Origin of the sequence: Pseudomonas sp. RGM2987 (genome assembly GCF_022952855.1) — a bacterium.
Lineage (GTDB): Bacteria > Pseudomonadota > Gammaproteobacteria > Pseudomonadales > Pseudomonadaceae > Aquipseudomonas.
Map to the genome: position 1 here is coordinate 1 of NZ_JALJDX010000137.1, position 22,921 is coordinate 22,921.

The following is a 22,921-nucleotide window of genomic DNA, read 5'->3' on the forward strand; positions in this document are numbered from 1 at the left end:
TGTGGCAGACGCGCCGCTTTCGCGAGCAAGCCCGCTCCCACATGGAGAACGATGCAGACAATGAGGAAAGCACCATGCCAGTCGCCGTGATTCAAATGGTCAGCCAAAGCGACGTACTCGCCAACCTGGCCCGTGCCCGGGTGCTGCTGGAGCAGGCGGCTGCCAAGGGCGCGAGGCTGGCGGTGCTGCCCGAGAATTTCGCCGCCATGGGGCGGCGGGACATTGCCGACATCGGTCGCGCAGAAGCCTTTGGTCAGGGGCCGATCCTGCCTTGGTTGAAACAGGCCGCCCGTGACCTCAAGTTATGGATTGTGGCCGGTACGCTGCCGCTGCCGCCCGTGGACCGGCCCGAGGCCAAGGCCCATGCCTGTTCGTTGCTGGTCGACGAACAGGGCCAGATCGTGGCGCGCTATGACAAGCTGCACCTGTTCGATGTGGATGTGGCGGACAATCGTGGGCGCTATCGCGAGTCCGATGACTATGCTTATGGCGGCAATGTGGTGGTCGCCGATACACCCGTAGGCCGGATTGGCCTGACGGTGTGCTACGACCTGCGTTTCCCGGAGCTCTACAGCGAGCTGCGGGCCGCCGGGGCCGAGTTGATCAGCGCACCCTCGGCGTTCACTGCGGTGACAGGGTTTGCCCATTGGGACGTGCTGATTCGCGCCCGGGCCATCGAGACCCAGTGCTATGTGCTGGCGGCCGCCCAGGGCGGGGTGCATCCAGGGCCACGGGAAACCTTCGGCCATGCCGCGATCGTCGACCCGTGGGGGCGAGTGCTGGCGCAACAGGATCAAGGCGAGGCCGTGCTGGTGGCCGAGCGCGACAGCAACGAACAGGCGTCCATCCGGGCGCGCATGCCGGTGGCCAGCCATCGGCGCTTTTTCTCGCAGGGCGCTCGACAGCGGCCTGTCCAAGACGACGAATTCAAGGCGTAAAACATATGAACGGGTTGTTGTCCTCAGTCAGTGAACACCTTTTAGCCCCTGGTGGCGTGACCCTCGAAAGCCTGCAAGGCGTGCTGGGCGACCTGGCCGGCCCGGGCATCGATGCCGCCGACCTGTATTTCCAGGGCCAGATTTCCGAGTCCTGGTCGCTGGAAGATGGCATCGTCAAGGAAGGAAGTTTCAACCTCGACCAAGGCGTGGGCGTACGCGCCCAGTCCGGCGAAAAAACCGGCTTTGCCTACAGCAACGCCATCACCCTCGAAGCCCTCGGCGCGGCAGCCCGTGCGGCCCGCTCGATTTCCCGGGCCGGGCAGAACGGCACGGTCCAGGCGTTCAGCAGCCAGGACGTGGCGCAACTGTATGCGCCGGATAACCCGCTGGAAGTCATGAGCCGCGCCGAAAAGGTCGAGCTGCTCAAGCGCATCGACGTGGCGACCCGTGCCCTGGACCCGCGCATCCAGCAGGTCTCGGTGAGCATGGCCGGCGTCTGGGAACGAATCCTGGTGGCCTCCACCGACGGCGGCCTGGCGGCGGATGTGCGGCCGCTGGTGCGCTTCAACGTCAGTGTGATCGTCGAGCAGAACGGGCGCCGTGAGCGCGGCGGCCACGGTGGCGGCGGACGTACCGACTATCGCTACTTCCTCAACGAAGACCGCGCCATGGGCTATGCCCGCGAAGCGCTGCGCCAGGCGCTGGTCAACCTGGAGGCCATCCCGGCCCCGGCTGGCACCTTGCCGGTGGTGTTGGGGTCTGGCTGGTCCGGGGTACTGCTGCATGAAGCGGTGGGCCACGGGCTGGAGGGCGACTTCAACCGCAAGGGCAGTTCGGCCTACAGCGGGCGCATGGGTGAAATGGTCGCCTCGAAACTCTGCACCATCGTGGACGACGGTACGTTGGCCGGACGGCGCGGCTCCCTCAGCGTCGACGATGAAGGCACCCCGACCGAATGCACCACGCTGATCGAGAACGGCGTGCTCAAGGGCTACATGCAGGACAAGCTCAACGCCCGGTTGATGGGTGTGGCCCGTACCGGCAACGGTCGGCGTGAGTCCTACGCGCACCTGCCGATGCCGCGCATGACCAACACCTACATGCTGGGCGGCCAGAGCGATCCGGCGGAAATCATCGCATCGGTGAAAAAAGGCATCTACTGCGCCAACCTCGGCGGCGGCCAGGTTGACATCACCAGCGGCAAGTTCGTGTTTTCCACCAGCGAAGCCTATCTGATCGAAGACGGCAAGATCACTGCACCGGTCAAGGGCGCGACCCTGATCGGCAACGGACCGGAAGCGATGAGCAAAGTGTCGATGGTCGGTAACGACCTGGCACTGGACAGCGGTGTGGGAACGTGTGGCAAGGATGGACAATCAGTGCCGGTAGGCGTCGGCCAGCCGACCCTGAAGATCGATGCGATCACCGTGGGTGGCACCGGGGCGTGAGGAAATATAAATCGTGGCGAGGGATTGATGAGCCAGTGGGGGATCAGCGCAAGCCGCGTTGAGTCTCGTCCAGCTCACGGATGTACTTGAAGATTTTACGGCTTGAAGCCGGTGGCTTGTTTTGCGCCACTTCATGCTGGGCCTGACGGATCAGGGAGCGTAGCTGCTGGCGATCGGCCTCCGGGTAGTCGATGACGAACTTTTCCAGGGTGCCGTCATCGCCCGCGATCAGGCGATCGCGCCAGCGTTCCAGGTTATGGAAGCGTTCGTTGTACTGCCGGGTGGAGGCATCGAGTTGATCGAGCAGGACCAGGATGGCGCCGGTGTCCTGATCGCGCATCAGTTTGCCGATGAATTGCAGGTGCCGTTTACGCGCGATATTCGCGGTGTGCTTGGGCGCATCGGCCAGGGCCCGGCGCAAGGCGTCGGTCAGGGGCAGTTTGGCCAGCAAGTCAGGCTTGAGTGTTGTCAGGCGCTCGCCGAGGTCAACCAGAGCATGCAGCTCGCGTTTGACCTGGGATTTGCTTTTTTCACCCTCGTAGAGGGAGTCGTCGTAAGAATCAACCATGGTGGCAGTCCGCAAAGAAACGCCGCCATGATAACCAGTCGGGGGCCACTTGTCCGGCCCGGTCGCTCGAAGGCCATTACCGAAAGCAGAATTTGAGTGGAGAACACCATGAGTGCAGTTCAGAGCGTCGGCCCGCAAGCATTGCCGGCACTGCAGGAACAAGTCGAGCAGATCCTTGCCGAGGCCAAGCGGCAGGGCGCCAGCGCGTGTGAAGTGGCAGTGTCCCTGGAGCAGGGCCTGTCGACCTCGGTACGCCAGCGCGAGGTGGAAACCGTCGAATTCAATCGCGACCAGGGCTTTGGTATCACATTGTACGTGGGCCAGCGCAAGGGCTCGGCCAGCACTTCGGCCAGCGGCCCGGAGGCCATCCGTGAGACGGTCGCCGCTGCGCTGGCGATTGCCAGGCACACCTCCGAAGACGAAGCCTCGGGCCTGGCCGATGCTGCGTTGATGTGTAAGGAACAGCGCGATTTCGACCTGTTTCACGCCTGGGACATCACCCCAGAGCAGGCCATCGAGCAGGCGCTGCGTTGCGAAGCGGCGGCGTTCGACGCCGACGCGCGGATCAAGAACGCCGACGGCACGACCCTCAACACGCACCAAGGCTGCCGCGTCTACGGCAACAGCCATGGCTTTATCGGCGGCTACGCTTCGACCCGCCATAGCCTCAGCTGTGTAATGATCGCCGAAGCCAATGGCCAGATGCAGCGTGACTATTGGTACGACGTCAATCGCCAGGGGACGCTGTTGGCTGACCCTGTAAGCATCGGCCAGAAAGCCGCGCAACGGGCGGCCAGCCGCCTGGGCGCACGGCCGGTGCCGACTTGCGAAGTTCCGGTGCTGTTCTCGGCGGAATTGGCCGGTGGCTTGTTCGGCAGTTTCCTGTCGGCGGTGTCCGGCGGCAACCTGTACCGCAAGTCGTCGTTCCTTGAAGGCGCGCTGGGCCAGAAACTGTTTCCGCAGTGGATGACCATCGACGAACGTCCGCACCTGATGCAGGCCATGGGCAGCTCGGCGTTCGACGGCGATGGCCTGGCGACCTATGCCAAGCCGTTCGTGGAAAATGGCGAGTTGGTGTCCTATATCCTCGGCACCTATTCAGGCCGCAAGCTGGGCATGCCAAGCACCGCCAACGCCGGCGGCGTACACAATCTGTTCGTCACCCACGGTGCGGAAGACCAGGCTGCCCTGCTGCGGCGGATGGGTCGTGGCCTGCTGGTGACCGAGCTGATGGGCCATGGCCTGAACATGGTGACCGGGGACTATTCCCGTGGCGCGGCGGGCTTCTGGGTGGAGAACGGTGAGATCCAGTTCCCGGTCCAGGAAGTGACCATCGCCGGGAACATGCGCGACATGTTCAAGCAGATCGTGGCTGTAGGGAATGATCTGGAACTGCGCAGCAACATCCGCACCGGTTCGGTGTTGATCGAGCGGATGACAGTGGCGGGTAGCTGACCGCTGGTGCAATAAAAAGGCGCGCCATCCCTAATGGGTGACGCGCCTTTTTTGTATGCGTGGAACCCTGTGGCGAGGGGGGTTACTCGCCCTCGTCAAAATAATTGTTGATCAGGGCCACTAGCGCATCCATTGCTTCCTGTGCCTCTTCGCCTTCAGTGGACAGGTGGATCTTGGTGCCCTTGCCGGCGGCAAGCATCATCATTGCCATGATGCTCTTGCCGTCGATCATCGATTCAGGGTTGCGACCGACCCTGATGTTGGTGTCCTTGAACCGTCCGGCAACCCCGACAAACTTGGCTGAAGCCCGGGCATGCAAGCCCAGCTTGTTGATGATTTCTATTTCCCGAGCAGGCATCGCGATGTGAATCCTTTAGCTGAGGTCGCGGTGGCGAACCTGGACATTCTTCAGGGATTGTTGCAGGAGCTGACCCAGGCGTTCGGTCAGGTAGACGGAGCGGTGATGGCCGCCCGTGCAGCCAATGGCAATCGTGACGTATGCGCGGCTGCTCGCGGCGAAGCGCGGCAACCATTTGAGCAGGTAGCTGGAGATGTCCTGGTACATTTCCTCGACGTCCGGCTGTGCGGCCAGGTAGTCGATCACCGGTTGGTCAAGCCCGGACTGCTCGCGCAGTTCCGGTTTCCAATAGGGGTTGGGCAGGCAGCGCACATCGAACACCAGGTCGGCGTCCACGGGCATGCCTCGTTTGAACCCGAACGACTCCACCAGGAACGCCGTGCCCGGCTCCGGCTGGTTGAGCAGGCGCAGCTTGATCGTGTCACGCAGCTGATACAGGTTCAGGTGGGTGGTGTTGACCTTCAGGTCCGCCAGGTCGGCGATGGGGCTCAGTAAATGGCTTTCATCGTCGATGGCTTCGGCCAGGGAACGGCTGGGATTGCTCAGCGGGTGGCGCCTACGGGTTTCGGAAAAACGCTTGAGCAGGGTCTCCTCGTCCGCATCCAGATACAGGACGTCGCACTGGATATGCCGGCTGCGCACTTCCTCCAGCAGCTCCGGAAAACGCGACAGGTGGCTCGGCAGGTTACGCGCATCGATGGATACCGCCACCAGCGGTTGCGCCAGCTCGGTATGGATCAGGGCGCGCTCGGCCAGTTCCGGCAACAGGCCGGCCGGCAGGTTGTCGATGCAATAGTAACCGCTGTCCTCAAGCACGTTGAGAGCCGTGCTTTTACCGGAGCCGGAGCGACCACTGACGATGATCATGCGCATGTTTAATGACCGTTCTGCTCGTCCAGGACAACCTGGTACAAGGCTTGGTTACTCGGTGCGCTGCGCAGTTTTTCGCGCACTTCCTTGCGGTCCAGCATGCTGGCTATCTGGCGCAGCAGCTCAAGGTGCGCATCGGTCGCCGCTTCCGGGACCAGCAGTACAAACAGCAGGTCGACCGGTGCGCCGTCGATGGCGTCGAAATCTATGGGGGCTTCAAGATGCAACAGCGCGCTGATCGGTGCGGTACAACCCTTGAGGCGGCAGTGAGGAATGGCGATGCCGTTGCCAAAACCGGTGGAACCGAGTTTTTCACGGGCAACCAGGGCCTCGAAGACGTCCTGCATTTCCAGATCCGGCAGTTCGCGGTGGATCAGGTTGGCAATTTGTTCGAGGGCTTTCTTTTTACTGCCGCCCGGCGCGTTCACCAGGGAACGGCCGGGGGTCAGGATGGTTTCTAGTCGGATCATGGATTGAGGGGGTTAACGACCGGTTGCGCCCTGGAGGAGGCTCTGGGTCTTTTCCTTATGCTTTTTGAGTTGGCGATCCAGCTTGTCGGTCAGCAGGTCAATCGCGGCATACATGTCTGTGTGCTCCGCGTTGGCAACCACCTCTCCGCCGGGAATATGCAACGTGGCTTCGATTTTCTGCAGCAGCTTCTCGACGTTCATCGTGACTTGCACATTGGTGATCTTGTCGAAATGCCTCTCCAATCGGTCGAGTTTTTCGCCGATGTAGGTGCGCAGGGGTTCGGTCACTTCCAGTTGGTGTCCACTGATGTTGACTTGCATACAGCTTCTCCTTCGTTGCCAGTGCATAAAGCGGCAGGCAGAAATGCCTGCCACTGGAACGCTGTGGCGTGGCCTGTTACATCAACCGCTTGCGTTCGCTCGAAGGCGCGATCCCGAGGGATTCGCGGTACTTGGCGACAGTACGGCGGGCCACCTGAATGCCTTGTGCCTCCAGTAAACCAGCGATCTTGCTGTCACTCAACGGCTTTTTCTGATTTTCCGCGGCCACCAGTTTCTTGATGATCGCGCGGATGGCCGTGGACGAGCATTCGCCGCCTTCGGAGGTGCTGACGTGGCTGGAGAAAAAGTATTTCAATTCATAGATGCCCCGTGGGGTATGCATGAATTTCTGGGTGGTCACCCGGGAAATCGTCGATTCGTGCATGCCTACCGCTTCGGCGATGTCATGCAGGACCAACGGCTTCATCGCTTCATCGCCATACTCCAGGAAGCCGCGCTGATGCTCGACGATCTGGGTGGCGACTTTCATCAGGGTTTCGTTGCGGCTTTGCAGGCTCTTGATGAACCAGCGCGCTTCTTGCAGCTGATTGCGCATGAAGGTGTTGTCGGCACTGGTGTCGGCGCGCCTGACGAACCCGGCGTACTGGGGGTTGACCCGCAGCTTGGGCACTGACTCCTGGTTCAGCTCCACGAGCCAGCGATCGTTGTGCTTGCGCACGATCACGTCCGGCACCACGTATTCGGGTTCGGTGGATTCGATCTGCGAGCCTGGACGCGGGTTGAGGCTCTGGACCAGCTCGATGACCTGGCGCAGCTCGTCTTCCTTGAGCTTCATGCGCCGCATCAGCTGGCTGTAGTCGCGACCGCCCAGCAGGTCGATGTAATCGGTGACCAGTCGTTTGGCTTCGGCCAGCCAGGGCGTCTTGGCCGGTAGCTGGCGCAGTTGCAGCAGCAGGCACTCGCCCAGGTTGCGGGCGGCGACGCCGGCGGGTTCGAATTGCTGGATCCGATGGAGGACGGCCTCGATCTCATCCAGTTCGATATCAAGCTCCGGATCGAAGGCCTCGAGGATTTCCTCGAGGGTCTCGTCCAGGTAACCCTGATTGTTGATGCAATCGATCAGGGTGACGGCGATCAGGCGATCGGTGTCGGACATCGGCGCCAGGTTCAATTGCCACAGCAGGTGGCTTTGCAGGCTCTCGCCGGCGGATGTACGGGTGGTGAAGTCCCACTCGTCATCATCGTTGCTGGGCAGGCTGCTGGCGCTGGTCTGGTAGACGTCTTCCCAGGCGGTGTCCACGGGCAGGTCGTTGGGGATGCGTTCGTTCCATTCGCCATCCTCGAGGTTATCCACCGTCGGGGCTGCGGCTTCCTGGTAGGACGGTTCCTGGATTTCGGTGTTGGTCTTCTGTTCGACGTTGTCGGCCAGTGGATCGGAGTTGTCGAAGTCGTCGCCTTCTTCCTGGCGTTCGAGCATCGGGTTGGACTCCAGGGCCTCCTGGATTTCCTGTTGCAGGTCCAGGGTCGACAATTGGAGCAGGCGGATGGCCTGTTGCAGCTGCGGTGTCATCGTCAGCTGCTGGCCCATTCTCAAGACTAGCGATGGTTTCATGGCAGGGGCTTAACACCTTATTCGCCGGCGCACATGCGCCATCCACTACAGGGCGCCGGAGCGCCAAACATAAGCAAATTATATGCCTGAAACTGAAGTGTTTGCCTAGAGCGCTGCCACAATAAAATTAGCAGCGCCCGGGCGACTTGCCAGACACTTGTGCTTACAGGCGGAACTCGTGGCCCAGATACACTTCCTTGACCAGCTCATTGGCCAGGATGGCGGCAGAGTCGCCTTCGGCGATCAACTGGCCGTCATTGACGATATAGGCGGTCTCGCAGATATCCAGGGTCTCGCGCACGTTGTGGTCGGTAATCAGGACGCCGATCCCCTTGGCCTTGAGGTGATGGATGATCTGCTTGATGTCACCCACCGAGATCGGGTCCACGCCGGCGAACGGTTCGTCGAGCAGGATGAACTTCGGTGCGGTGGCCAGGGCACGGGCGATCTCCACGCGGCGCCGTTCGCCACCGGACAGGCTCATGCCGAGGTTGTCGCGAATGTGGCTGATGTGGAACTCCTGCAACAGGCTCTCCAGCTCCTGGCGACGGCCGGCCTTGTCGAGTTCCTTGCGGGTCTCGAGGATCGCCATGATGTTATCGGCCACCGACAGTTTGCGGAAGATCGACGCTTCCTGCGGTAGATAGCCGATACCGGCCTTGGCCCGGCCATGCATCGGCTGGTGGCTGACATCGAGGTCGTCGATCAGTACACGACCCTGGTCGGCCTGGACGAGGCCGACGATCATGTAGAAGCAGGTGGTCTTGCCCGCGCCGTTGGGGCCGAGCAGGCCGACGATCTGGCCGCTGTCGATGGACAGGCTGACATCACGCACGACTTGACGGCTCTTGTAGCTCTTGGCCAGGTGCTGAGCTTTCAGAGTTGCCATTACTGGGCCTTTTGCTCGGTTTTCTTTTTAGGCTGGATCACCATGTCGATCCGTGGGCGCTGCTCGGTCACTTTGCTGCCAGTGGCGCGACCGGCGCTGGCCAGTTTCTTGTTGGTGTCGTAGACGATCTTCTCGCCCTGGGTGACGTTGTTGTCCTTGTCGATGACCTTGGCGCGGTCGATCAGGACAACCCGGTCCTGGGAGGCGTGGTACTGGATGGTAACGCCATAACCCTGCACGGGCTTGGTGTCGCCCGCGGTTTGCAACTGCTCGAAATAGGCCAGGTTGCCCACCGAGGTCACTACGTCGATATCGCCGGACTGGGTACGGGTGATGGTCACGGTATTGCCGGTCACCTTCATCGAGCCCTGGGTGATGATCACGTCGCCTTTATAGGTGGCTACGCCGTTCTTGTCGTCCAACTGGGCATCGTCGGCCTGGATGCGGATAGGCTGGTCGCGGTCGTTGGGAAGAGCCCAGGCGCTCGCGCTTCCCAGTGCTGCGCCCAGACTGAGCAAAATAGGGAGGGTTTTAGCGAGCTTCATACTGTCCTCTTACGTTCGATAGCAGGTGTATCCTGCTTTCCTTCAAATACGCCTTCATTCCCGTGCCGGTCGATACACCTCCGGCGCCGTCGATTCTAACGGGTTGCTCGGTCTGCGCATATTGTTGCTGCGGGAACACGGTCATGCGACTGCTGGTGATGATGGTCGTGCGGTTTTTTTCGTCGGTGCGGGCCACGCGCACCGAGTCGATCAGTTCCACCTCGGTGCCGCCGGAATTGACTTCGGCGTGTTTGCTCTGCACATGCCACGGAAATTCGGTGCCGCGGAACATGTTCAGGTCCGGGGTGGTGACTAGCGTAATATCGGTGGCCTTGACGTGGTCTACCTTGTCGGCCGTCATCTCGTACTGCACTTTGCCGTCGGGCAGGTACTGCAGGGTGTGGGTATTGGATGCGTACCAGTCGATTCTTTCCTCGACCTGGGCCGCCGGCTGGTCGAGGAACCGTTCCGGGCTGATGTTCCAGTAGCCCACCGCGGCGAAAATCGCCGCGATACAGCCAAACACCACGATGGTGCGAATTTTCTTGCTCAGCATAAATGGCTCACAGGTACGCGGCGTTGGCCGCTTCGAGGCGGCCCTGGGCGCGCAGGATCAGTTCACAGAATTCGCGGGCCGCGCCTTCGCCGCCGCGCGCCGTGGTGACGCCATGGGCGTGCTCGCGTACGAAGCCGGCCGCGTTGGCGACAGCCATGCCCAGCCCGACCCGGCGGATCACGGGCAGGTCCGGCAAGTCGTCGCCCAGGTAGGCCACTTGTTCATAGCTTAGGTTGAGTTGGCCCAGGAGCTCGTCCAGCACCACGAGTTTGTCTTCGCGCCCCTGATAAAGGTGGGGGATGCCCAGGTTCTTTGCGCGCCGCTCGACCACCGGGGTCTTGCGACCACTGATGATAGCGGTCTGCACGCCGGCGGCCATCAGCATCTTGATGCCCTGGCCGTCGAGGGTATTGAAGGTCTTGAACTCACTGCCGTCTTCGAGGAAATACAGGCGGCCGTCGGTCAAGACGCCGTCTACGTCGAACACCGCCAGTTTGATGGCTTTGCCACGTTGCAGCAGGTCTGTGCTCATTTACATGACTCCCGCACGCAGCAAGTCGTGCATGTTCAGGGCGCCCACCGGGCGGTCATCGTCGTCGACGACCACCAGGGCGCTGATCTTGTGGTCTTCCATGATTCTCAGGGCCTCGGCGGCGAGCATCTCGGCGCGGGCGGTCTTGCCGTGGGGTGTCATGACCTGGTCGATGGTCGCGCTGTGGATGTCGATGGTGCGGTCCAGGGTGCGACGCAAATCGCCGTCGGTAAAGATCCCGGCCAGCTTGCCGTCGGTTTCGAGAACCACGGTCATGCCCAGCCCCTTGCGGGTCATTTCCATGAGAGCGTCCTTGAGTAGCGTGCCGCGCTGGACCTGCGGCAACTCCTGGCCGGCGTGCATCACGTTCTCGACCTTCAACAGCAGGCGACGGCCGAGGGCGCCACCAGGATGGGAAAAGGCGAAGTCTTCAGCGGTGAAGCCGCGGGCTTCCAGCAACGCCACCGCCAGGGCGTCGCCCATGACCAGGGCTGCGGTGGTGGAGGAGGTCGGCGCCAGATTCAGCGGGCAGGCTTCGTGCTCCACATGGACATTTAGGTTCACCTCGGCGGCCTTGGCCAGCGGCGAGTCCGGGTTGCCGGTGACGCTGATCAGCTGGATGCCCAGGCGCTTGATCAGCGGCAGCAACGTGACGATTTCATTGGTAGAGCCGGAATTGGACAGGGCCAGGATGATGTCGTCCCGGGTGATCATGCCCATGTCGCCGTGGCTGGCTTCGGCCGGGTGGACGAAAAATGCCGTGGTACCGGTGCTGGCCAGGGTGGCGGCGATCTTGTTGCCGATGTGCCCGGACTTGCCCATGCCGACCACGACCACGCGGCCCTTGCTGGCCAGAATCATCTCGCAGGCGCGCACGAAATCAGCATCGATATGGGGCAGCAAGCCTTGTACGGCTTCGAGCTCGAGGCGGATGGTACGTTGTGCCGATTGAATCAGGTCGCTGGATTGGCTCATGTCAGAAATCGTATAGCCCGATGAAAAGGCGGCGATTATAGCGGTAATGAACAATTCCCTCACGTAAGTTCGTCATGCTTTGTGTGAATGAGTCGGTGGGCTTGACACAAACTGTGTTCTTTAAACCGGTGTGCCGACGTATTGGCCGCTGGGTTGGGCCTTGGGCGCAGGGCGATTGCAGTGATATAGTTCGCCGCCGGTTCGGATGCCCGGCGGTATCGGCGCTTGTCGGCTGGCCAAGGCGTTCGAATGTGAGGCTGCATCGCAAGGAGTTTAGATGAGTGCCGACAACGCCTACGCGGTCGAGCTGAAGGGACTGTCCTTCAAGCGAGGCACGCGCAGCATTTTCAATGACATCGATATTCGCATTCCGCGCGGCAAGGTGACCGGCATCATGGGGCCTTCCGGGTGCGGCAAGACCACACTGCTGCGCCTGATGGGCGCACAGTTGCGCCCCAGCGCCGGCGAGGTGTGGGTCAACGGCCAGAATCTTCCCAAACTGTCACGCAGCGACCTGTTCGATGCGCGCAAGCACATGGGCGTGCTGTTCCAGAGTGGCGCGCTGTTCACCGACCTCGATGTGTTCGAGAACGTGGCGTTTCCCTTACGGGTCCATACCGACCTGCCGGAAGAGATGATCCGCGACATCGTCCTGCTCAAGTTGCAGGCGGTCGGGCTGCGCGGCGCCCTCGAGCTGATGCCGGACGAGTTGTCCGGCGGCATGAAGCGCCGGGTCGCGCTGGCGCGGGCGATTGCCCTCGATCCGAAGATCCTCATGTATGACGAGCCCTTCGTCGGCCAGGACCCGATCGCCATGGGTGTGCTGGTGCGCCTGATCCGTCTGCTCAACGATGCACTGGGCATCACCAGTATCGTGGTTTCCCACGACCTGGCCGAAACCGCGAGCATTGCCGACTACATCTATGTAGTGGGCGATGGCCAGGTGCTGGGGCAGGGCACGCCCCAGGAGCTGAAGGATTCGGATAACCCGCGCATCCGTCAATTCATGAAGGGCGATCCGGACGGTCCGGTGGCGTTCCATTTTCCGGCCACGGATTACCGTACCGATCTGCTGGGGAAGCGCTGATGCGCAAGAAATCATTATTGGAAAGAATTCGCCTGTTCGGCCGCTCCGGCATCGACGTGGTGGCGGTCCTGGGCCGTTCCTCGCTGTTTTTGATGCATGCCTTGCTCGGTCGCAACGCCGCGGGTGGCGGTTTCGGCCTGCTGGTCAAACAATTGCACTCGGTGGGCGTGATGTCCCTGGTGATCATCGTGGTCTCCGGGCTCTTCATCGGCATGGTGCTGGCGCTGCAGGGTTTCAGTATCTTTTCCCGCTATGGTTCGGAGCAGGCGGTCGGACAGATGGTGGCACTGACGTTGCTGCGTGAACTCGGTCCTGTAGTAACCGCGCTGCTGTTCGCCGGGCGTGCCGGTTCGGCGCTGACAGCCGAAATCGGTAACATGAAGTCCACCGAGCAGTTGTCCAGCCTGGAAATGATCGGTGTCGACCCGCTTAAATACATCATCGCTCCGCGTCTCTGGGCGGGTTTCATTTCACTGCCGGTGCTGGCGATGATTTTCAGCGTCGTGGGGATCTGGGGTGGTTCATGGGTCGCGGTCGACTGGCTGGGGGTCTACGAAGGTTCCTTCTGGTCGAACATGCAGAACAGCGTCGATTTTCGTGACGATGTGCTCAATGGCGTAATCAAGAGCGTCGTATTCGCTTTCCTGGTGACCTGGATCGCCGTGTTTCAAGGCTATGACTGTGAGCCCACGTCAGAGGGGATCAGCCGTGCCACAACCAAGACCGTGGTGTACGCCTCGCTGGCTGTCCTGGGCCTTGACTTTATTCTGACCGCCTTGATGTTTGGAGATTTCTGATGCAAAACCGCACCCTGGAAATCGGTGTCGGCCTTTTCCTGCTGGCTGGCATCCTGGCTTTGCTGTTGCTCGCCCTGCGGGTCAGCGGCCTGGCACCGACGGCTAGCACCGATACTTATAAACTTTATGCTTATTTTGACAATATCGCCGGTTTGACTGTCAGAGCCAAGGTGACCATGGCCGGTGTCACTATCGGCAAGGTCACGGCAATCGATCTGAACCGCGAGGACTTCACCGGCCGGGTGACCCTGCAACTGGAAAAACGCGTGGATAACCTGCCGACCGACTCCACTGCATCTATCCTCACGGCTGGACTGCTGGGCGAGAAGTACATAGGTATCAGCGTGGGCGGGGAAGAAACCGTGCTCAAGGACGGCGGGACCATCCACGACACCCAGTCGTCGCTGGTGCTCGAGGACCTGATCGGTAAATTTTTGCTCAATACCGTTAGCAAAGACGCTAAATGAGGAGCTTTTGAATGATCTCTATCCTGCGACGTAGCCTGTTGGTGTTGCTCGCGGCGCTGCCGTTGATGGCTAATGCCGTGGCCGCGCCTTCTGCGCACGAAATCATCAAGACCACCACTGACCAACTGCTGGCGGACCTTTCCGCCAATAAAGAGCAGTACAAGCAGAACCCGAGCGCGTTCTACGATTCGCTCAACCGCATCGTCGGGCCGGTAGTGGATGCCGACGGCATTTCCAAGAGCATCATGACTGTCAAGTATTCGCGCAAGGCAACCCCGGAGCAGATGGGCCGCTTCCAGGAGAACTTCAAGCGCAGCCTGTTCCAGTTCTATGGCAACGCCTTGCTGGAATACAACAACCAGGGCATCACCGTCGACCCGGCCAAGGACGAATCGGGTGAGCGCACCAGCGTGGGCATGACTGTCAAGGGCACCAACGGCGCGGTGTACCCGGTTTCCTACACGCTCGAGAAAATCAACGGTGAGTGGAAGGTTCGTAACGTGGTCATCAATGGCATCAACATCGGCAAGCTGTTCCGTGATCAGTTCGCCGACGCCATGCAGCGCAACGGCAACAACCTGGACAAGACCATCGACGGTTGGGCCGGTGAAGTGGCCAAGGCCAAGGAAGTCGCTGAAGACGCCCAGGAGAAGCAGCAGCAATGAGTGAGTCGGCCGTTCGTCTGGGGCAGGCTGGCGAGCTGATGCTCGGCGGCGTGCTCGACTATCGCACGGGCCCCGCGCTGCGCAAGCAGGGCCAGGCGCTGATCAAGTCCAGTGCTGGCGCCGAGTTGGTCATTGATTGCTCGCAGGTGCAGAAGTCCAGCAGCGTTGGCCTGTCACTGCTGCTGTGCTTCATCCGGGACGCCACGGCGGCCGGCAAGACGTGGAGCATCCGCGCGATGCCCGAAGACATGCGTGAAATAGCCCAGGTCAGTGAACTGACCGAGCTGTTGACGCAATCCTGACCCACACCCGCGAGCAAACCCCCTGTCAGAGTCCTGCTACGCGGGGTTCGCAGGCGCGGGGCTTTTTTGTATGATGTGCGACCCGCGCGCACAGGGCGCCGATTGAGGTTAAGCATGCAGGCTGTAGAAGTTAAGAGCTTCCTTGAAGAAAAGCTGCCAAATACGCAGGTGGAAGTTGAAGGCGAAGGCTGCAACTTTCAGCTGAACGTGATCAGCGATGAACTGGCGGCGTTGAGCCCGGTGAAGCGCCAGCAGCAGGTCTATGCCCATTTGAACCCATGGATCACCGATGGCAGCATCCACGCGGTCACTATGAAATTTTTCAGCAGCGCGGCCTGGGCCGAGCGCACCTGAGCCCAAGGGCGTCGAGATTCTTATGGATAAACTGATTATTACCGGCGGCGTTCGTCTTGATGGCGAAATCCGTATTTCCGGGGCAAAGAACTCCGCCCTGCCGATCCTGGCCGCGACCCTGCTGTGCGATGGCCCGGTGACGGTGGCCAACCTGCCGCACCTGCACGACATCACCACGATGATCGAGCTGTTCGGTCGCATGGGCATCGAGCCGGTGATCGACGAGAAGCTCAGCGTCGAGATCGACCCGCGCACCATCAAGACCCTGGTCGCACCGTACGAACTGGTGAAAACCATGCGTGCGTCGATCCTGGTACTGGGCCCGATGGTCGCCCGTTTCGGTGAAGCCGAAGTCGCTCTGCCAGGCGGTTGCGCCATCGGCTCGCGTCCGGTGGACCTGCACATCCGCGGCCTGGAAGCCATGGGCGCGGTGATCGACGTCGAAGGCGGCTACATCAAGGCCAAGGCGCCGGAAGGTGGCTTGCGCGGTGCGCATTTCTTCTTCGATACCGTCAGCGTGACCGGGACCGAGAACATCATGATGGCCGCTGCATTGGCAAAGGGTCGCAGTGTGCTGCAAAACGCCGCGCGCGAGCCTGAGGTCGTCGACCTGGCGAACTTCCTGATCGCCATGGGCGCCAAGATCAGCGGTGCCGGTACCGATACCATCACTATCGATGGCGTCGAGCGCCTGCATTCGGCCACTTACAAAGTGATGCCGGACCGGATCGAAACCGGCACCTACCTGGTGGCCGCTGCCGTTACCGGTGGCCGCGTCAAGGTCAAGGACACCGATCCGACCATCCTTGAAGCCGTCCTGGAAAAACTCAAGGAAGCCGGGGCCGAAGTCACCTGCGGCGACGACTGGATCGAAGTGAACATGCACGGCAAGCGGCCCAAGGCCGTGAACGTGCGGACCGCTCCGTACCCGGCGTTCCCGACCGACATGCAGGCCCAGTTCATCTCCCTCAACGCGATTGCCGAAGGCACGGGCGCGGTGATCGAGACGATCTTCGAAAACCGCTTCATGCACGTGTACGAACTGCATCGCATGGGCGCCAGGATCCAGGTCGAAGGCAACACCGCCATCGTGACCGGTACCGAGAAGCTCAAGGGCGCGCCAGTCATGGCCACCGACCTGCGGGCCTCGGCAAGCCTGGTGATCTCGGCCCTGATTGCCGAGGGTGACACGTTGATCGACCGCATCTACCACATCGACCGTGGCTACGAATGCATCGAAGAAAAACTGCAGATGCTCGGCGCCAAGATCCGCCGCGTACCGGGCTAGTCCTGGCTGCATGGGCACAAGGATGTGCCTTGATTTCGTTTCAGATCGAGGGTGTCTTGCACCCTCGATGTCTGTCCGGCGCCGTTTGCGACCGGGCATGAGTACCTTGATAAGGACTGACGCTTTCCATGTTGACCATCGCACTGTCCAAGGGCCGCATCCTTGACGACACCCTGCCGCTTCTGGCTGAAGCGGGCATCGTGCCGACCGAGAATCCGGACAAGAGCCGCAAGCTGATCATCCCCACGACCCAGGCCGACGTGCGCTTGCTGATCGTGCGTGCCACCGATGTGCCAACTTACGTTGAACACGGCGCCGCCGACCTGGGTGTTGCTGGCAAGGACGTGCTGATGGAATATGGCGGCCAGGGCCTCTACGAGCCCCTGGACCTGCAGATCGCTCGCTGCAAGCTGATGACCGCGGGCAAAGTCGGCGCGCCGCCGCCCAAGGGCCGTCTGCGGGTGGCGACCAAGTTCGTCAACATTGCCAAGCGCTACTACGCCGAGCAGGGGCGTCAGGTCGACATCATCAAGTTGTACGGTTCGATGGAGCTGGCGCCGCTGATCGGCCTGGCGGACAAGATCATCGACGTGGTCGACACCGGCAACACCCTGCGGGCCAACGGCCTGGAACCCCAGGATTTCATTGCCGACATCAGCTCCCGGCTGATCGTCAACAAGGCTTCGATGAAAATGCAGCACGCCCGTATCCAGGCTTTGATCGATACCCTGCGCAAGGCAGTGGAATCGCGACACCGCGGCTGATACACCTGCGCGACTCCGGTCGCGCCCGTCTATCCGTGTCATAGCCAATTTTCTCAGGTGCCCACGCGAATGGACTGGTAGCTTAGGGCGCCTGAGCATTTGCCATTAATGAGGCCCTCGCTATGACCGCTCCCACTTCGATTCGCCGACTCAACGCTGCCGACCCGGATTTCGCACATCATCTGGATCATCTGCTGAGCTGGGAAAGTGTGTCTGACGACTCGGTCAATCAGCGGGTGCTGGACATCATCAAGGCCGTGCGCGAGCGTGGCGATGCCGCGTTGGTAGAGTTCACCCAGAAGTTCGACGGCCTGCAAGTGGCGTCCATGGCCGACCTGATCCTGCCGCGCGAGCGCCTGGAGCTGGCCCTGACCCGGATCACCGTGCCCCAGCGCGAGGCCCTGGAAAAAGCCGCGTCCCGTGTGCGCGACTATCACGAACGGCAGAAACAGGATTCCTGGAGCTACACCGAAGCCGACGGTACGGTGCTGGGCCAGAAGGTCACGCCGCTGGATCGCGCCGGGCTGTATGTACCGGGTGGCAAGGCGTCCTATCCGTCATCGGTGCTGATGAACGCCATTCCGGCCAAGGTCGCCGGCGTCACCGAAGTGGTCATGGTAGTGCCGACGCCACGGGGCGAGATCAATGAACTGGTGCTTGCCGCTGCCTGTATTGCCGGGGTGGACCGGGTGTTCACCATCGGTGGTGCGCAGGCTGTGGCGGCGTTGGCCTATGGCACCGAAAGCGTGCCGCGGGTCGACAAAGTGGTCGGGCCGGGCAATATCTACGTCGCTACCGCCAAGCGCCATGTGTTTGGCCAGGTTGGCATCGACATGATCGCCGGCCCTTCGGAGATTCTCGTGGTATGCGACGGCCAGACCGATCCGGATTGGATCGCCATGGACCTGTTCTCCCAGGCCGAGCACGACGAGGACGCCCAGGCGATCCTGGTCAGCCCGGATGCCGAATTTCTCGACAAGGTCGCCGCCAGCATCGACAAGTTGCTGCCGACGATGGATCGCGCCGAGATCATCAACACCTCGATCAACGGCCGTGGCGCACTGATCAAGGTCGATGACATGGAACAGGCGATCGAAGTCGCCAACCGTATCGCGCCGGAACACCTGGAGCTGTCGGTCGCCGACCCGCAGGCCTGGTTGCCGAAGATCCGCCACGCCGGTGCGATCTTCATGGGCCGCCACACCAGCGAAGCCTTGGGCGATTACTGCGCGGGGCCCAACCACGTGTTGCCGACTTCCGGCACGGCGCGCTTCTCCTCGCCGCTGGGGGTGTACGACTTCCAGAAGCGCTCGTCGATCATCTTCTGCTCCGAGCAAGGCGCGTCCGAACTGGGCAAGACCGCCTCGGTGCTGGCCCGTGGCGAATCGCTGAGCGCCCATGCTCGCAGTGCCGAATACCGCATTCTTGATGACGCCTCGATTGAAGGGCAGGGGAACTGAACATGAGTAAATTCTGGAGCCCGTTCGTCAAGAACCTGGTGCCCTACGTGCCGGGCGAACAGCCGAAGCTGACCCGGCTGGTCAAGCTCAACACCAACGAGAACCCCTACGGTCCATCGCCCAAGGCGCTCGCGGCGATGCAGACCGAGCTGAACGACAACCTGCGCCTGTATCCGGACCCCAACAGCGATCTGTTGAAGAACGCCGTGGCCGGGTATTACGGGGTGCAGACCAACCAAGTGTTCCTGGGCAATGGTTCGGACGAGGTGCTGGCGCACATTTTCCATGGCCTGTTGCAACATGACCAACCGCTGCTGTTCCCGGATATCAGCTACAGCTTTTATCCGGTGTACTGCGGGTTGTATGGCATCCAATACGATGCGGTGCCGCTGGATGAGCAGTTCCGCATCGACCCGGCGGATTATGCCCGTCCCAACGGCGGCATCATCTTCCCCAATCCGAACGCCCCCACCGGTTGCCTGTTGGCGCTGGAAGCGGTCGAGCAAATTCTCAGGGCCAGCCCGGATTCAGTGGTGGTAGTCGATGAAGCCTATATCGACTTCGGCGGCGAGACGGCCATCAGCCTGGTGGACCGTTACCCGAACCTGCTGGTGACCCAGACCCTGTCCAAGTCCCGCTCGTTGGCAGGGCTGCGCGTCGGCCTGGCGGTGGGGCATCCGGACCTGATCGAGGCGCTGGAGCGGATCAAGAACAGCTTCAACTCCTACCCGCTCGATCGCCTGGCGAACGTTGGCGGCGCGGCGGCGTTCGATGACCGTGAGTATTTCCAGCAGACTTGCCGGTTGGTCATCGAACATCGGGAATGGGTCGTGACGCAGTTGCAGGCCAAGGGTTTTGAAGTGCTGCCCTCGGCCGCCAACTTCATCTTCGCCCGCCACCCCCGGCACGATGCGGCAGGGCTGGCAGCCAAACTGCGCGAGCAGGGCGTGATCGTGCGCCACTTCAAGCAGGAACGGATCGCCCAGTTCCTGCGGATCAGCATCGGCACCCCTGAGCAGAACCAGGCGCTCATCGACGGCCTCGGCGAACTCTGACGCTCTAAGTCGACCTTGTGGAGCGGGCTTTGTGGGAGCGGGCTTGCTCGCGAAGACGGAGTGTCAGCCAACCCTGAGTGGCTGACCCACCGCTTTCGCGAGCAAGCCCGCTCCCACAGGTGTATTCAGGGTATTCAGATGCTTTATTCGTGATGCGGCTCACCCAGGAAGGTCAGCGAGGTGAACACTCCGCGTGTCGCCACGTCCTTGTCGTCCTTGAGCGGTATTTCCATTTGGGCGGCGATAACGTTCAACCCTTCGTTGCGCACCAGCACCTGGGCCCGGCCTTCGGCGTCGGTTTGGGTTGAGACAGTGCCCGGTGCGCTGCGGTAATCGCCCACCAGCTTCACCCCGGCCAATGGTTTACCGTCCAGCAACACTCGCACCGGTAATGGCTGGCCCGGGCCTACCGTCAGCGGGTCGATTTCAGGCAGGATCAGGAACTTGACCTGATCGAGTTTCGGCAACTTAGCCCCCGGCTCATAGATCGCCAGGCTGTACTTGAAGGTGTGGGTCGATTCAATCGCTCCGGGCACTTTGCTGCGGCCTTCGTTGATCCACTTCTTGTCGGCGGTCTGTGACCACATGCCGTTGTCCAGCGCCACTGCCAGCACGGCCGGTGGCTTGAGCGGTTGCAGGCGGGCGTGGTCCGGCAGGCGCTCGACCGTGACAGGAACCATCTTGCCGGCCAGATCATAGGCCCAGGCGCCACTGATTTTCTGCGCCTTGAACGCATTGTCCTCGGCGCCATGGCCGTAGATCACTTCGATATTGCCGCGTCGCTCTTCCGTCCACAGGCCGTGGGCAGAAGCTTGGGTCGCCAGGAGCAGGCCAAGCAGGGTGAGGGTTTTGGAGGATGTCGGGGCGCGCATGTTATACAGTTCCATTTGTGATAATCGAAACAATATAACACTACTAATGAGAATTTTTGCTATCTCGGGTTTTTGAATTTTTTTGTGGCGAGGGAGCTTGCTCCCGCTGGGCTGCGAAGCAGTCCCAGGAGAATGGATGCGATCAGTCTGAGGTTTTGATGTGGCAGAGTTGGGGCTGCTGCGCAGCCCAGCGGGAGCAAGCTCCCTCGCCACGGGTCTACTGCTCTTCTTTGGCCGCCACCGGCGCGGGCGGTGGACGCAGGCCGATTTCAGCGGTGAGCTTGAGCTCCTTGCCGTTGCGCATCACCTGTATGGTCACCTTGTCGGTAGGCTTGATCCGCGCCACCTGATTCATCGAGCGCCGGCCGTCGCCGGCCGGCTCGCCGTCGATACTCAAGATCACATCGCCCAGTTGCAGGCCGGCTTTCTGTGCCGGGCCGTCGCGGAAAATCCCTGCCACCACGATCCCCGGACGCCCCGACAAGCCAAAGGACTCCGCCAGTTCCTGGGTCAGCGGCTGGACTTCAATGCCCAGCCAGCCGCGAATCACCTGGCCGTGTTCGATGATGGATTTCATCACTTCCATCGCCAGTTTCACCGGGATGGCAAAACCGATGCCCTGGCTGCCGCCGGACTTGGAGAAGATCGCCGTGTTGATCCCGGTGAGGTTGCCGTTGGCATCCACCAGCGCGCCGCCGGAGTTGCCGGGGTTGATCGCGGCGTCGGTCTGGATGAAGTCTTCGTAGTTGTTCAGGCCCAACTGATTGCGCCCGGTGGCGCTGATGATGCCCATGGTCACGGTCTGGCCGACACCGAACGGGTTGCCAATGGCCAGCGCGACATCGCCGATGCGGATGCTGTCGGAGCGCCCGATGGTGATGGCCGGCAGGTTCTTCAGATCGATCTTGAGCACCGCCAGGTCGGTTTCCGGGTCGCTGCCGATCACCCGGGCCAGGGTTTCGCGACCGTCCTTGAGCGCCACCACGATCTGGTCGGCGCCGCTGGTGACGTGGTTGTTGGTCAACAGGTAGCCTTCCGGGCTCATGATCACGCCAGAGCCCAGGCTCGACTCCATGCGCTTCTGCTTGGGTGAGTTGTCGCCGAAGAAGCGTCGGAACTGCGGATCTTCGAACAACGGATGGCTGGGCTTGTTGATGACCTTGGTGGTGTACAGGTTGACCACTGCCGGCGCGGCGAGGGTCACGGCATCGGCGTAGGACACCGGGCCCGGCTGCACGAACTTGGTCTGCGGCGCCTGCTGCAGGTTGACGTCAAGGCTTGGCAGGCCGACCCATTGCGGATAGCGCTGGATAATCAGTAGTGCGACAAGCACGCCGGCCAACAGCGGCCAGCCGGAAAAACGCAGCGCCTTGAGCATGAAGCATGTCCCTACAAAGGTTGCAGGCGGGATGAGACCGCCCATAATGTCGCGCATTATACGAGGCCGCGCGCGCCTCTGAACGGGATATTTAGGAGTCTTTTCATGGCCGTCGCCCTGAGCACCCTGGTCGAAGAAGCGGACCGTTACCTGGCAAGCAGCAAGATTGCCGACTACTGCCCCAACGGCCTGCAGGTCGAAGGCGCGCCCCAGGTGATGCGCATTGTCAGCGGCGTCACGGCCAGCCAGGCGTTGCTTGACGCGGCGGTCGAGGCGAACGCCGACCTGGTGCTGGTGCATCACGGTTACTTCTGGAAAGGCGAAAACCCCTGCATCACCGGCATGAAACAGCGTCGCCTCAAGACGTTGCTCAAACACGATATCAGCCTGCTGGCCTATCACCTGCCGCTGGATTTGCACCCGGAGGTGGGCAACAACGTGCAGTTGGCCCGCCAGTTGGACATCACCGTCGAGGGGCCGCTGGATCCGGATAACCCGAAGATCGTCGGCCTGGTCGGCTCGCTGTCCGAACCGATGACGCCTCGGGATTTTGCCCGCAAGGTCCAGGAGGCCATGGGGCGCGAGCCGTTGCTGATCGAAGGCGAGCAGATGGTTCGCCGGGTCGGCTGGTGCACCGGCGGCGGCCAGGGCTATATCGACCAGGCCGTGTTGGCCGGGGTCGACTTGTATCTGAGCGGCGAAGCTTCTGAGCAGACCTTCCACAGCGCCCGGGAGAACGGCATCAGCTTCATCGCCGCCGGCCACCATGCGACCGAGCGCTACGGGGTGCAGGCGCTGGGCGACTACCTGGCGCGGCGCTTTGCGTTGGAACATATTTTCATCGATTGCCCGAATCCGATTTGATGCAGTAACCCGGGATCCCCTGTGGGAGCGGGCTTGCTCGCGAAGGCGCTGGGTCAGTCAACATTTATGC

At 61.5% G+C, this 22,921-nt stretch carries 27 protein-coding genes; 14 read left to right on the forward strand and 13 right to left on the reverse strand.

Going from position 1 to position 22,921, the window contains the following annotated elements; translation table 11 throughout:
- Positions 1-74: 74 nt before the first annotated feature.
- Positions 75-938, forward strand: coding sequence for a carbon-nitrogen hydrolase family protein (locus RGM2987_RS04455; RefSeq protein WP_245138917.1), 864 nt, complete (start codon positions 75-77; stop codon positions 936-938).
- 5 nt (positions 939-943) lie between these two features.
- On the forward strand, positions 944-2,386 hold the full coding sequence (tldD, locus tag RGM2987_RS04460) for a metalloprotease TldD (protein ID WP_245138894.1): 1,443 nt from the start codon (positions 944-946) through the stop codon (positions 2,384-2,386).
- A 43-nt stretch (positions 2,387-2,429) separates the two neighbouring features.
- Here tldD and yjgA read toward each other — a convergent pair whose 3' ends face one another.
- Positions 2,430-2,954 (reverse strand): ribosome biogenesis factor YjgA, encoded by a 525-nt coding sequence (yjgA, locus tag RGM2987_RS04465; RefSeq protein WP_245138895.1) that lies wholly within the window; start codon positions 2,952-2,954, stop codon positions 2,430-2,432.
- A gap of 108 nt (positions 2,955-3,062) precedes the next feature.
- Here yjgA and pmbA point away from each other — a divergent pair, with 108 nt between their 5' ends.
- The gene (gene pmbA, locus RGM2987_RS04470; RefSeq protein WP_245138896.1) at positions 3,063-4,409 is read left to right on the forward strand and encodes a metalloprotease PmbA; all 1,347 of its coding nucleotides are present in this window, start codon (positions 3,063-3,065) and stop codon (positions 4,407-4,409) included.
- 82 nt (positions 4,410-4,491) lie between these two features.
- Here the strand turns inward: pmbA and RGM2987_RS04475 are convergent, their stop codons facing one another.
- The 10 genes from RGM2987_RS04475 to RGM2987_RS04520 all read right to left on the reverse strand — a co-directional run bounded on the left by RGM2987_RS04475 (position 4,492) and on the right by RGM2987_RS04520 (position 11,498).
- The gene (locus tag RGM2987_RS04475; RefSeq protein WP_245138897.1) at positions 4,492-4,767 is read right to left on the reverse strand and encodes an HPr family phosphocarrier protein; all 276 of its coding nucleotides are present in this window, start codon (positions 4,765-4,767) and stop codon (positions 4,492-4,494) included.
- A 15-nt stretch (positions 4,768-4,782) separates the two neighbouring features.
- Positions 4,783-5,640, reverse strand: a complete 858-nt coding sequence (gene rapZ, locus RGM2987_RS04480; protein ID WP_245138898.1) for an RNase adapter RapZ — start codon at positions 5,638-5,640, stop codon at positions 4,783-4,785.
- A 2-nt stretch (positions 5,641-5,642) separates the two neighbouring features.
- The gene (gene ptsN, locus RGM2987_RS04485) at positions 5,643-6,107 is read right to left on the reverse strand and encodes a PTS IIA-like nitrogen regulatory protein PtsN (protein ID WP_245138899.1); all 465 of its coding nucleotides are present in this window, start codon (positions 6,105-6,107) and stop codon (positions 5,643-5,645) included.
- A 12-nt stretch (positions 6,108-6,119) separates the two neighbouring features.
- Positions 6,120-6,428 (reverse strand): ribosome-associated translation inhibitor RaiA, encoded by a 309-nt coding sequence (raiA, locus tag RGM2987_RS04490; protein WP_003178005.1) that lies wholly within the window; start codon positions 6,426-6,428, stop codon positions 6,120-6,122.
- 76 nt (positions 6,429-6,504) lie between these two features.
- Complete coding sequence (locus tag RGM2987_RS04495) at positions 6,505-8,001, reverse strand: RNA polymerase factor sigma-54 (protein WP_245138900.1); 1,497 nt, start codon at positions 7,999-8,001, stop codon at positions 6,505-6,507.
- A gap of 163 nt (positions 8,002-8,164) precedes the next feature.
- Entirely contained in the window at positions 8,165-8,890 is a 726-nt protein-coding gene (gene lptB, locus RGM2987_RS04500; protein ID WP_053118485.1) for an LPS export ABC transporter ATP-binding protein, read from the reverse strand.
- Positions 8,890-9,435: a lipopolysaccharide transport periplasmic protein LptA gene (gene lptA, locus RGM2987_RS04505; protein WP_245138901.1), complete on the reverse strand. Its 546-nt coding sequence runs from the start codon at positions 9,433-9,435 to the stop codon at positions 8,890-8,892. The genes lptB and lptA overlap by 1 nt, the downstream gene beginning before the upstream one ends.
- Positions 9,422-9,991: an LPS export ABC transporter periplasmic protein LptC gene (gene lptC, locus RGM2987_RS04510; protein ID WP_245138902.1), complete on the reverse strand. Its 570-nt coding sequence runs from the start codon at positions 9,989-9,991 to the stop codon at positions 9,422-9,424. Before lptC ends, lptA begins: the two co-directional genes overlap by 14 nt.
- 7 nt (positions 9,992-9,998) lie before the next feature.
- Positions 9,999-10,523, reverse strand: a complete 525-nt coding sequence (locus tag RGM2987_RS04515; protein WP_042729880.1) for an HAD family hydrolase — start codon at positions 10,521-10,523, stop codon at positions 9,999-10,001.
- Complete coding sequence (locus RGM2987_RS04520; protein ID WP_245138903.1) at positions 10,524-11,498, reverse strand: KpsF/GutQ family sugar-phosphate isomerase; 975 nt, start codon at positions 11,496-11,498, stop codon at positions 10,524-10,526.
- Between the two features lie 277 nt (positions 11,499-11,775).
- Between RGM2987_RS04520 and RGM2987_RS04525 the strand changes: the two genes are divergently transcribed.
- From RGM2987_RS04525 to hisC, 10 genes are all read left to right on the forward strand, one after another.
- Positions 11,776-12,585: an ATP-binding cassette domain-containing protein gene (locus RGM2987_RS04525; RefSeq protein WP_245138904.1), complete on the forward strand. Its 810-nt coding sequence runs from the start codon at positions 11,776-11,778 to the stop codon at positions 12,583-12,585.
- On the forward strand, positions 12,585-13,382 hold the full coding sequence (gene mlaE, locus RGM2987_RS04530) for a lipid asymmetry maintenance ABC transporter permease subunit MlaE (protein ID WP_245138905.1): 798 nt from the start codon (positions 12,585-12,587) through the stop codon (positions 13,380-13,382). The genes RGM2987_RS04525 and mlaE overlap by 1 nt, the downstream gene beginning before the upstream one ends.
- The gene (gene mlaD / locus RGM2987_RS04535; protein ID WP_245138906.1) at positions 13,382-13,849 is read left to right on the forward strand and encodes an outer membrane lipid asymmetry maintenance protein MlaD; all 468 of its coding nucleotides are present in this window, start codon (positions 13,382-13,384) and stop codon (positions 13,847-13,849) included. The genes mlaE and mlaD overlap by 1 nt, the downstream gene beginning before the upstream one ends.
- 11 nt (positions 13,850-13,860) lie before the next feature.
- The gene (locus RGM2987_RS04540) at positions 13,861-14,514 is read left to right on the forward strand and encodes an ABC transporter substrate-binding protein (protein WP_245138907.1); all 654 of its coding nucleotides are present in this window, start codon (positions 13,861-13,863) and stop codon (positions 14,512-14,514) included.
- Positions 14,511-14,816, forward strand: a complete 306-nt coding sequence (locus tag RGM2987_RS04545) for an STAS domain-containing protein (RefSeq protein ID WP_245138908.1) — start codon at positions 14,511-14,513, stop codon at positions 14,814-14,816. Before RGM2987_RS04540 ends, RGM2987_RS04545 begins: the two co-directional genes overlap by 4 nt.
- 114 nt (positions 14,817-14,930) lie before the next feature.
- Positions 14,931-15,170: a BolA family protein gene (locus RGM2987_RS04550; RefSeq protein WP_245138909.1), complete on the forward strand. Its 240-nt coding sequence runs from the start codon at positions 14,931-14,933 to the stop codon at positions 15,168-15,170.
- Between the two features lie 22 nt (positions 15,171-15,192).
- Complete coding sequence (gene murA / locus RGM2987_RS04555) at positions 15,193-16,458, forward strand: UDP-N-acetylglucosamine 1-carboxyvinyltransferase (RefSeq protein ID WP_245138910.1); 1,266 nt, start codon at positions 15,193-15,195, stop codon at positions 16,456-16,458.
- 128 nt (positions 16,459-16,586) lie between these two features.
- Positions 16,587-17,222 (forward strand): ATP phosphoribosyltransferase, encoded by a 636-nt coding sequence (gene hisG / locus RGM2987_RS04560; RefSeq protein WP_245138911.1) that lies wholly within the window; start codon positions 16,587-16,589, stop codon positions 17,220-17,222.
- A 122-nt stretch (positions 17,223-17,344) separates the two neighbouring features.
- Entirely contained in the window at positions 17,345-18,682 is a 1,338-nt protein-coding gene (gene hisD, locus RGM2987_RS04565) for a histidinol dehydrogenase (RefSeq protein WP_245138912.1), read from the forward strand.
- Between the two features lie 2 nt (positions 18,683-18,684).
- On the forward strand, positions 18,685-19,737 hold the full coding sequence (hisC, locus tag RGM2987_RS04570; protein WP_245138913.1) for a histidinol-phosphate transaminase: 1,053 nt from the start codon (positions 18,685-18,687) through the stop codon (positions 19,735-19,737).
- A 143-nt stretch (positions 19,738-19,880) separates the two neighbouring features.
- Here hisC and RGM2987_RS04575 read toward each other — a convergent pair whose 3' ends face one another.
- Both RGM2987_RS04575 and algW read right to left on the reverse strand, forming a co-directional pair.
- On the reverse strand, positions 19,881-20,609 hold the full coding sequence (locus RGM2987_RS04575; protein ID WP_245138914.1) for a DUF4198 domain-containing protein: 729 nt from the start codon (positions 20,607-20,609) through the stop codon (positions 19,881-19,883).
- Between the two features lie 217 nt (positions 20,610-20,826).
- Positions 20,827-21,987: a Do family serine endopeptidase AlgW gene (gene algW / locus RGM2987_RS04580; protein ID WP_245138915.1), complete on the reverse strand. Its 1,161-nt coding sequence runs from the start codon at positions 21,985-21,987 to the stop codon at positions 20,827-20,829.
- Positions 21,988-22,092: 105 nt separating this feature from the next.
- Between algW and RGM2987_RS04585 the strand changes: the two genes are divergently transcribed.
- Complete coding sequence (locus RGM2987_RS04585) at positions 22,093-22,851, forward strand: Nif3-like dinuclear metal center hexameric protein (RefSeq protein ID WP_245138916.1); 759 nt, start codon at positions 22,093-22,095, stop codon at positions 22,849-22,851.
- The last annotated feature ends 70 nt before the right edge of the window (positions 22,852-22,921 follow it).

Coding starts and splice junctions, on each gene's coding strand:
- RGM2987_RS04455 (WP_245138917.1), top strand. CDS start 75: ATGCCAGTCGCCGTGATTCAAATGGTCAGCCAAAGCGACGTACTCGCC.
- tldD (WP_245138894.1), top strand. CDS start 944: ATGAACGGGTTGTTGTCCTCAGTCAGTGAACACCTTTTAGCCCCTGGT.
- yjgA (WP_245138895.1), bottom strand. CDS start 2,954: ATGGTTGATTCTTACGACGACTCCCTCTACGAGGGTGAAAAAAGCAAA.
- pmbA (WP_245138896.1), top strand. CDS start 3,063: ATGAGTGCAGTTCAGAGCGTCGGCCCGCAAGCATTGCCGGCACTGCAG.
- RGM2987_RS04475 (WP_245138897.1), bottom strand. CDS start 4,767: ATGCCTGCTCGGGAAATAGAAATCATCAACAAGCTGGGCTTGCATGCC.
- rapZ (WP_245138898.1), bottom strand. CDS start 5,640: ATGCGCATGATCATCGTCAGTGGTCGCTCCGGCTCCGGTAAAAGCACG.
- ptsN (WP_245138899.1), bottom strand. CDS start 6,107: ATGATCCGACTAGAAACCATCCTGACCCCCGGCCGTTCCCTGGTGAAC.
- raiA (WP_003178005.1), bottom strand. CDS start 6,428: ATGCAAGTCAACATCAGTGGACACCAACTGGAAGTGACCGAACCCCTG.
- RGM2987_RS04495 (WP_245138900.1), bottom strand. CDS start 8,001: ATGAAACCATCGCTAGTCTTGAGAATGGGCCAGCAGCTGACGATGACA.
- lptB (WP_053118485.1), bottom strand. CDS start 8,890: ATGGCAACTCTGAAAGCTCAGCACCTGGCCAAGAGCTACAAGAGCCGT.
- lptA (WP_245138901.1), bottom strand. CDS start 9,435: ATGAAGCTCGCTAAAACCCTCCCTATTTTGCTCAGTCTGGGCGCAGCA.
- lptC (WP_245138902.1), bottom strand. CDS start 9,991: ATGCTGAGCAAGAAAATTCGCACCATCGTGGTGTTTGGCTGTATCGCG.
- RGM2987_RS04515 (WP_042729880.1), bottom strand. CDS start 10,523: ATGAGCACAGACCTGCTGCAACGTGGCAAAGCCATCAAACTGGCGGTG.
- RGM2987_RS04520 (WP_245138903.1), bottom strand. CDS start 11,498: ATGAGCCAATCCAGCGACCTGATTCAATCGGCACAACGTACCATCCGC.
- RGM2987_RS04525 (WP_245138904.1), top strand. CDS start 11,776: ATGAGTGCCGACAACGCCTACGCGGTCGAGCTGAAGGGACTGTCCTTC.
- mlaE (WP_245138905.1), top strand. CDS start 12,585: ATGCGCAAGAAATCATTATTGGAAAGAATTCGCCTGTTCGGCCGCTCC.
- mlaD (WP_245138906.1), top strand. CDS start 13,382: ATGCAAAACCGCACCCTGGAAATCGGTGTCGGCCTTTTCCTGCTGGCT.
- RGM2987_RS04540 (WP_245138907.1), top strand. CDS start 13,861: ATGATCTCTATCCTGCGACGTAGCCTGTTGGTGTTGCTCGCGGCGCTG.
- RGM2987_RS04545 (WP_245138908.1), top strand. CDS start 14,511: ATGAGTGAGTCGGCCGTTCGTCTGGGGCAGGCTGGCGAGCTGATGCTC.
- RGM2987_RS04550 (WP_245138909.1), top strand. CDS start 14,931: ATGCAGGCTGTAGAAGTTAAGAGCTTCCTTGAAGAAAAGCTGCCAAAT.
- murA (WP_245138910.1), top strand. CDS start 15,193: ATGGATAAACTGATTATTACCGGCGGCGTTCGTCTTGATGGCGAAATC.
- hisG (WP_245138911.1), top strand. CDS start 16,587: ATGTTGACCATCGCACTGTCCAAGGGCCGCATCCTTGACGACACCCTG.
- hisD (WP_245138912.1), top strand. CDS start 17,345: ATGACCGCTCCCACTTCGATTCGCCGACTCAACGCTGCCGACCCGGAT.
- hisC (WP_245138913.1), top strand. CDS start 18,685: ATGAGTAAATTCTGGAGCCCGTTCGTCAAGAACCTGGTGCCCTACGTG.
- RGM2987_RS04575 (WP_245138914.1), bottom strand. CDS start 20,609: ATGCGCGCCCCGACATCCTCCAAAACCCTCACCCTGCTTGGCCTGCTC.
- algW (WP_245138915.1), bottom strand. CDS start 21,987: ATGCTCAAGGCGCTGCGTTTTTCCGGCTGGCCGCTGTTGGCCGGCGTG.
- RGM2987_RS04585 (WP_245138916.1), top strand. CDS start 22,093: ATGGCCGTCGCCCTGAGCACCCTGGTCGAAGAAGCGGACCGTTACCTG.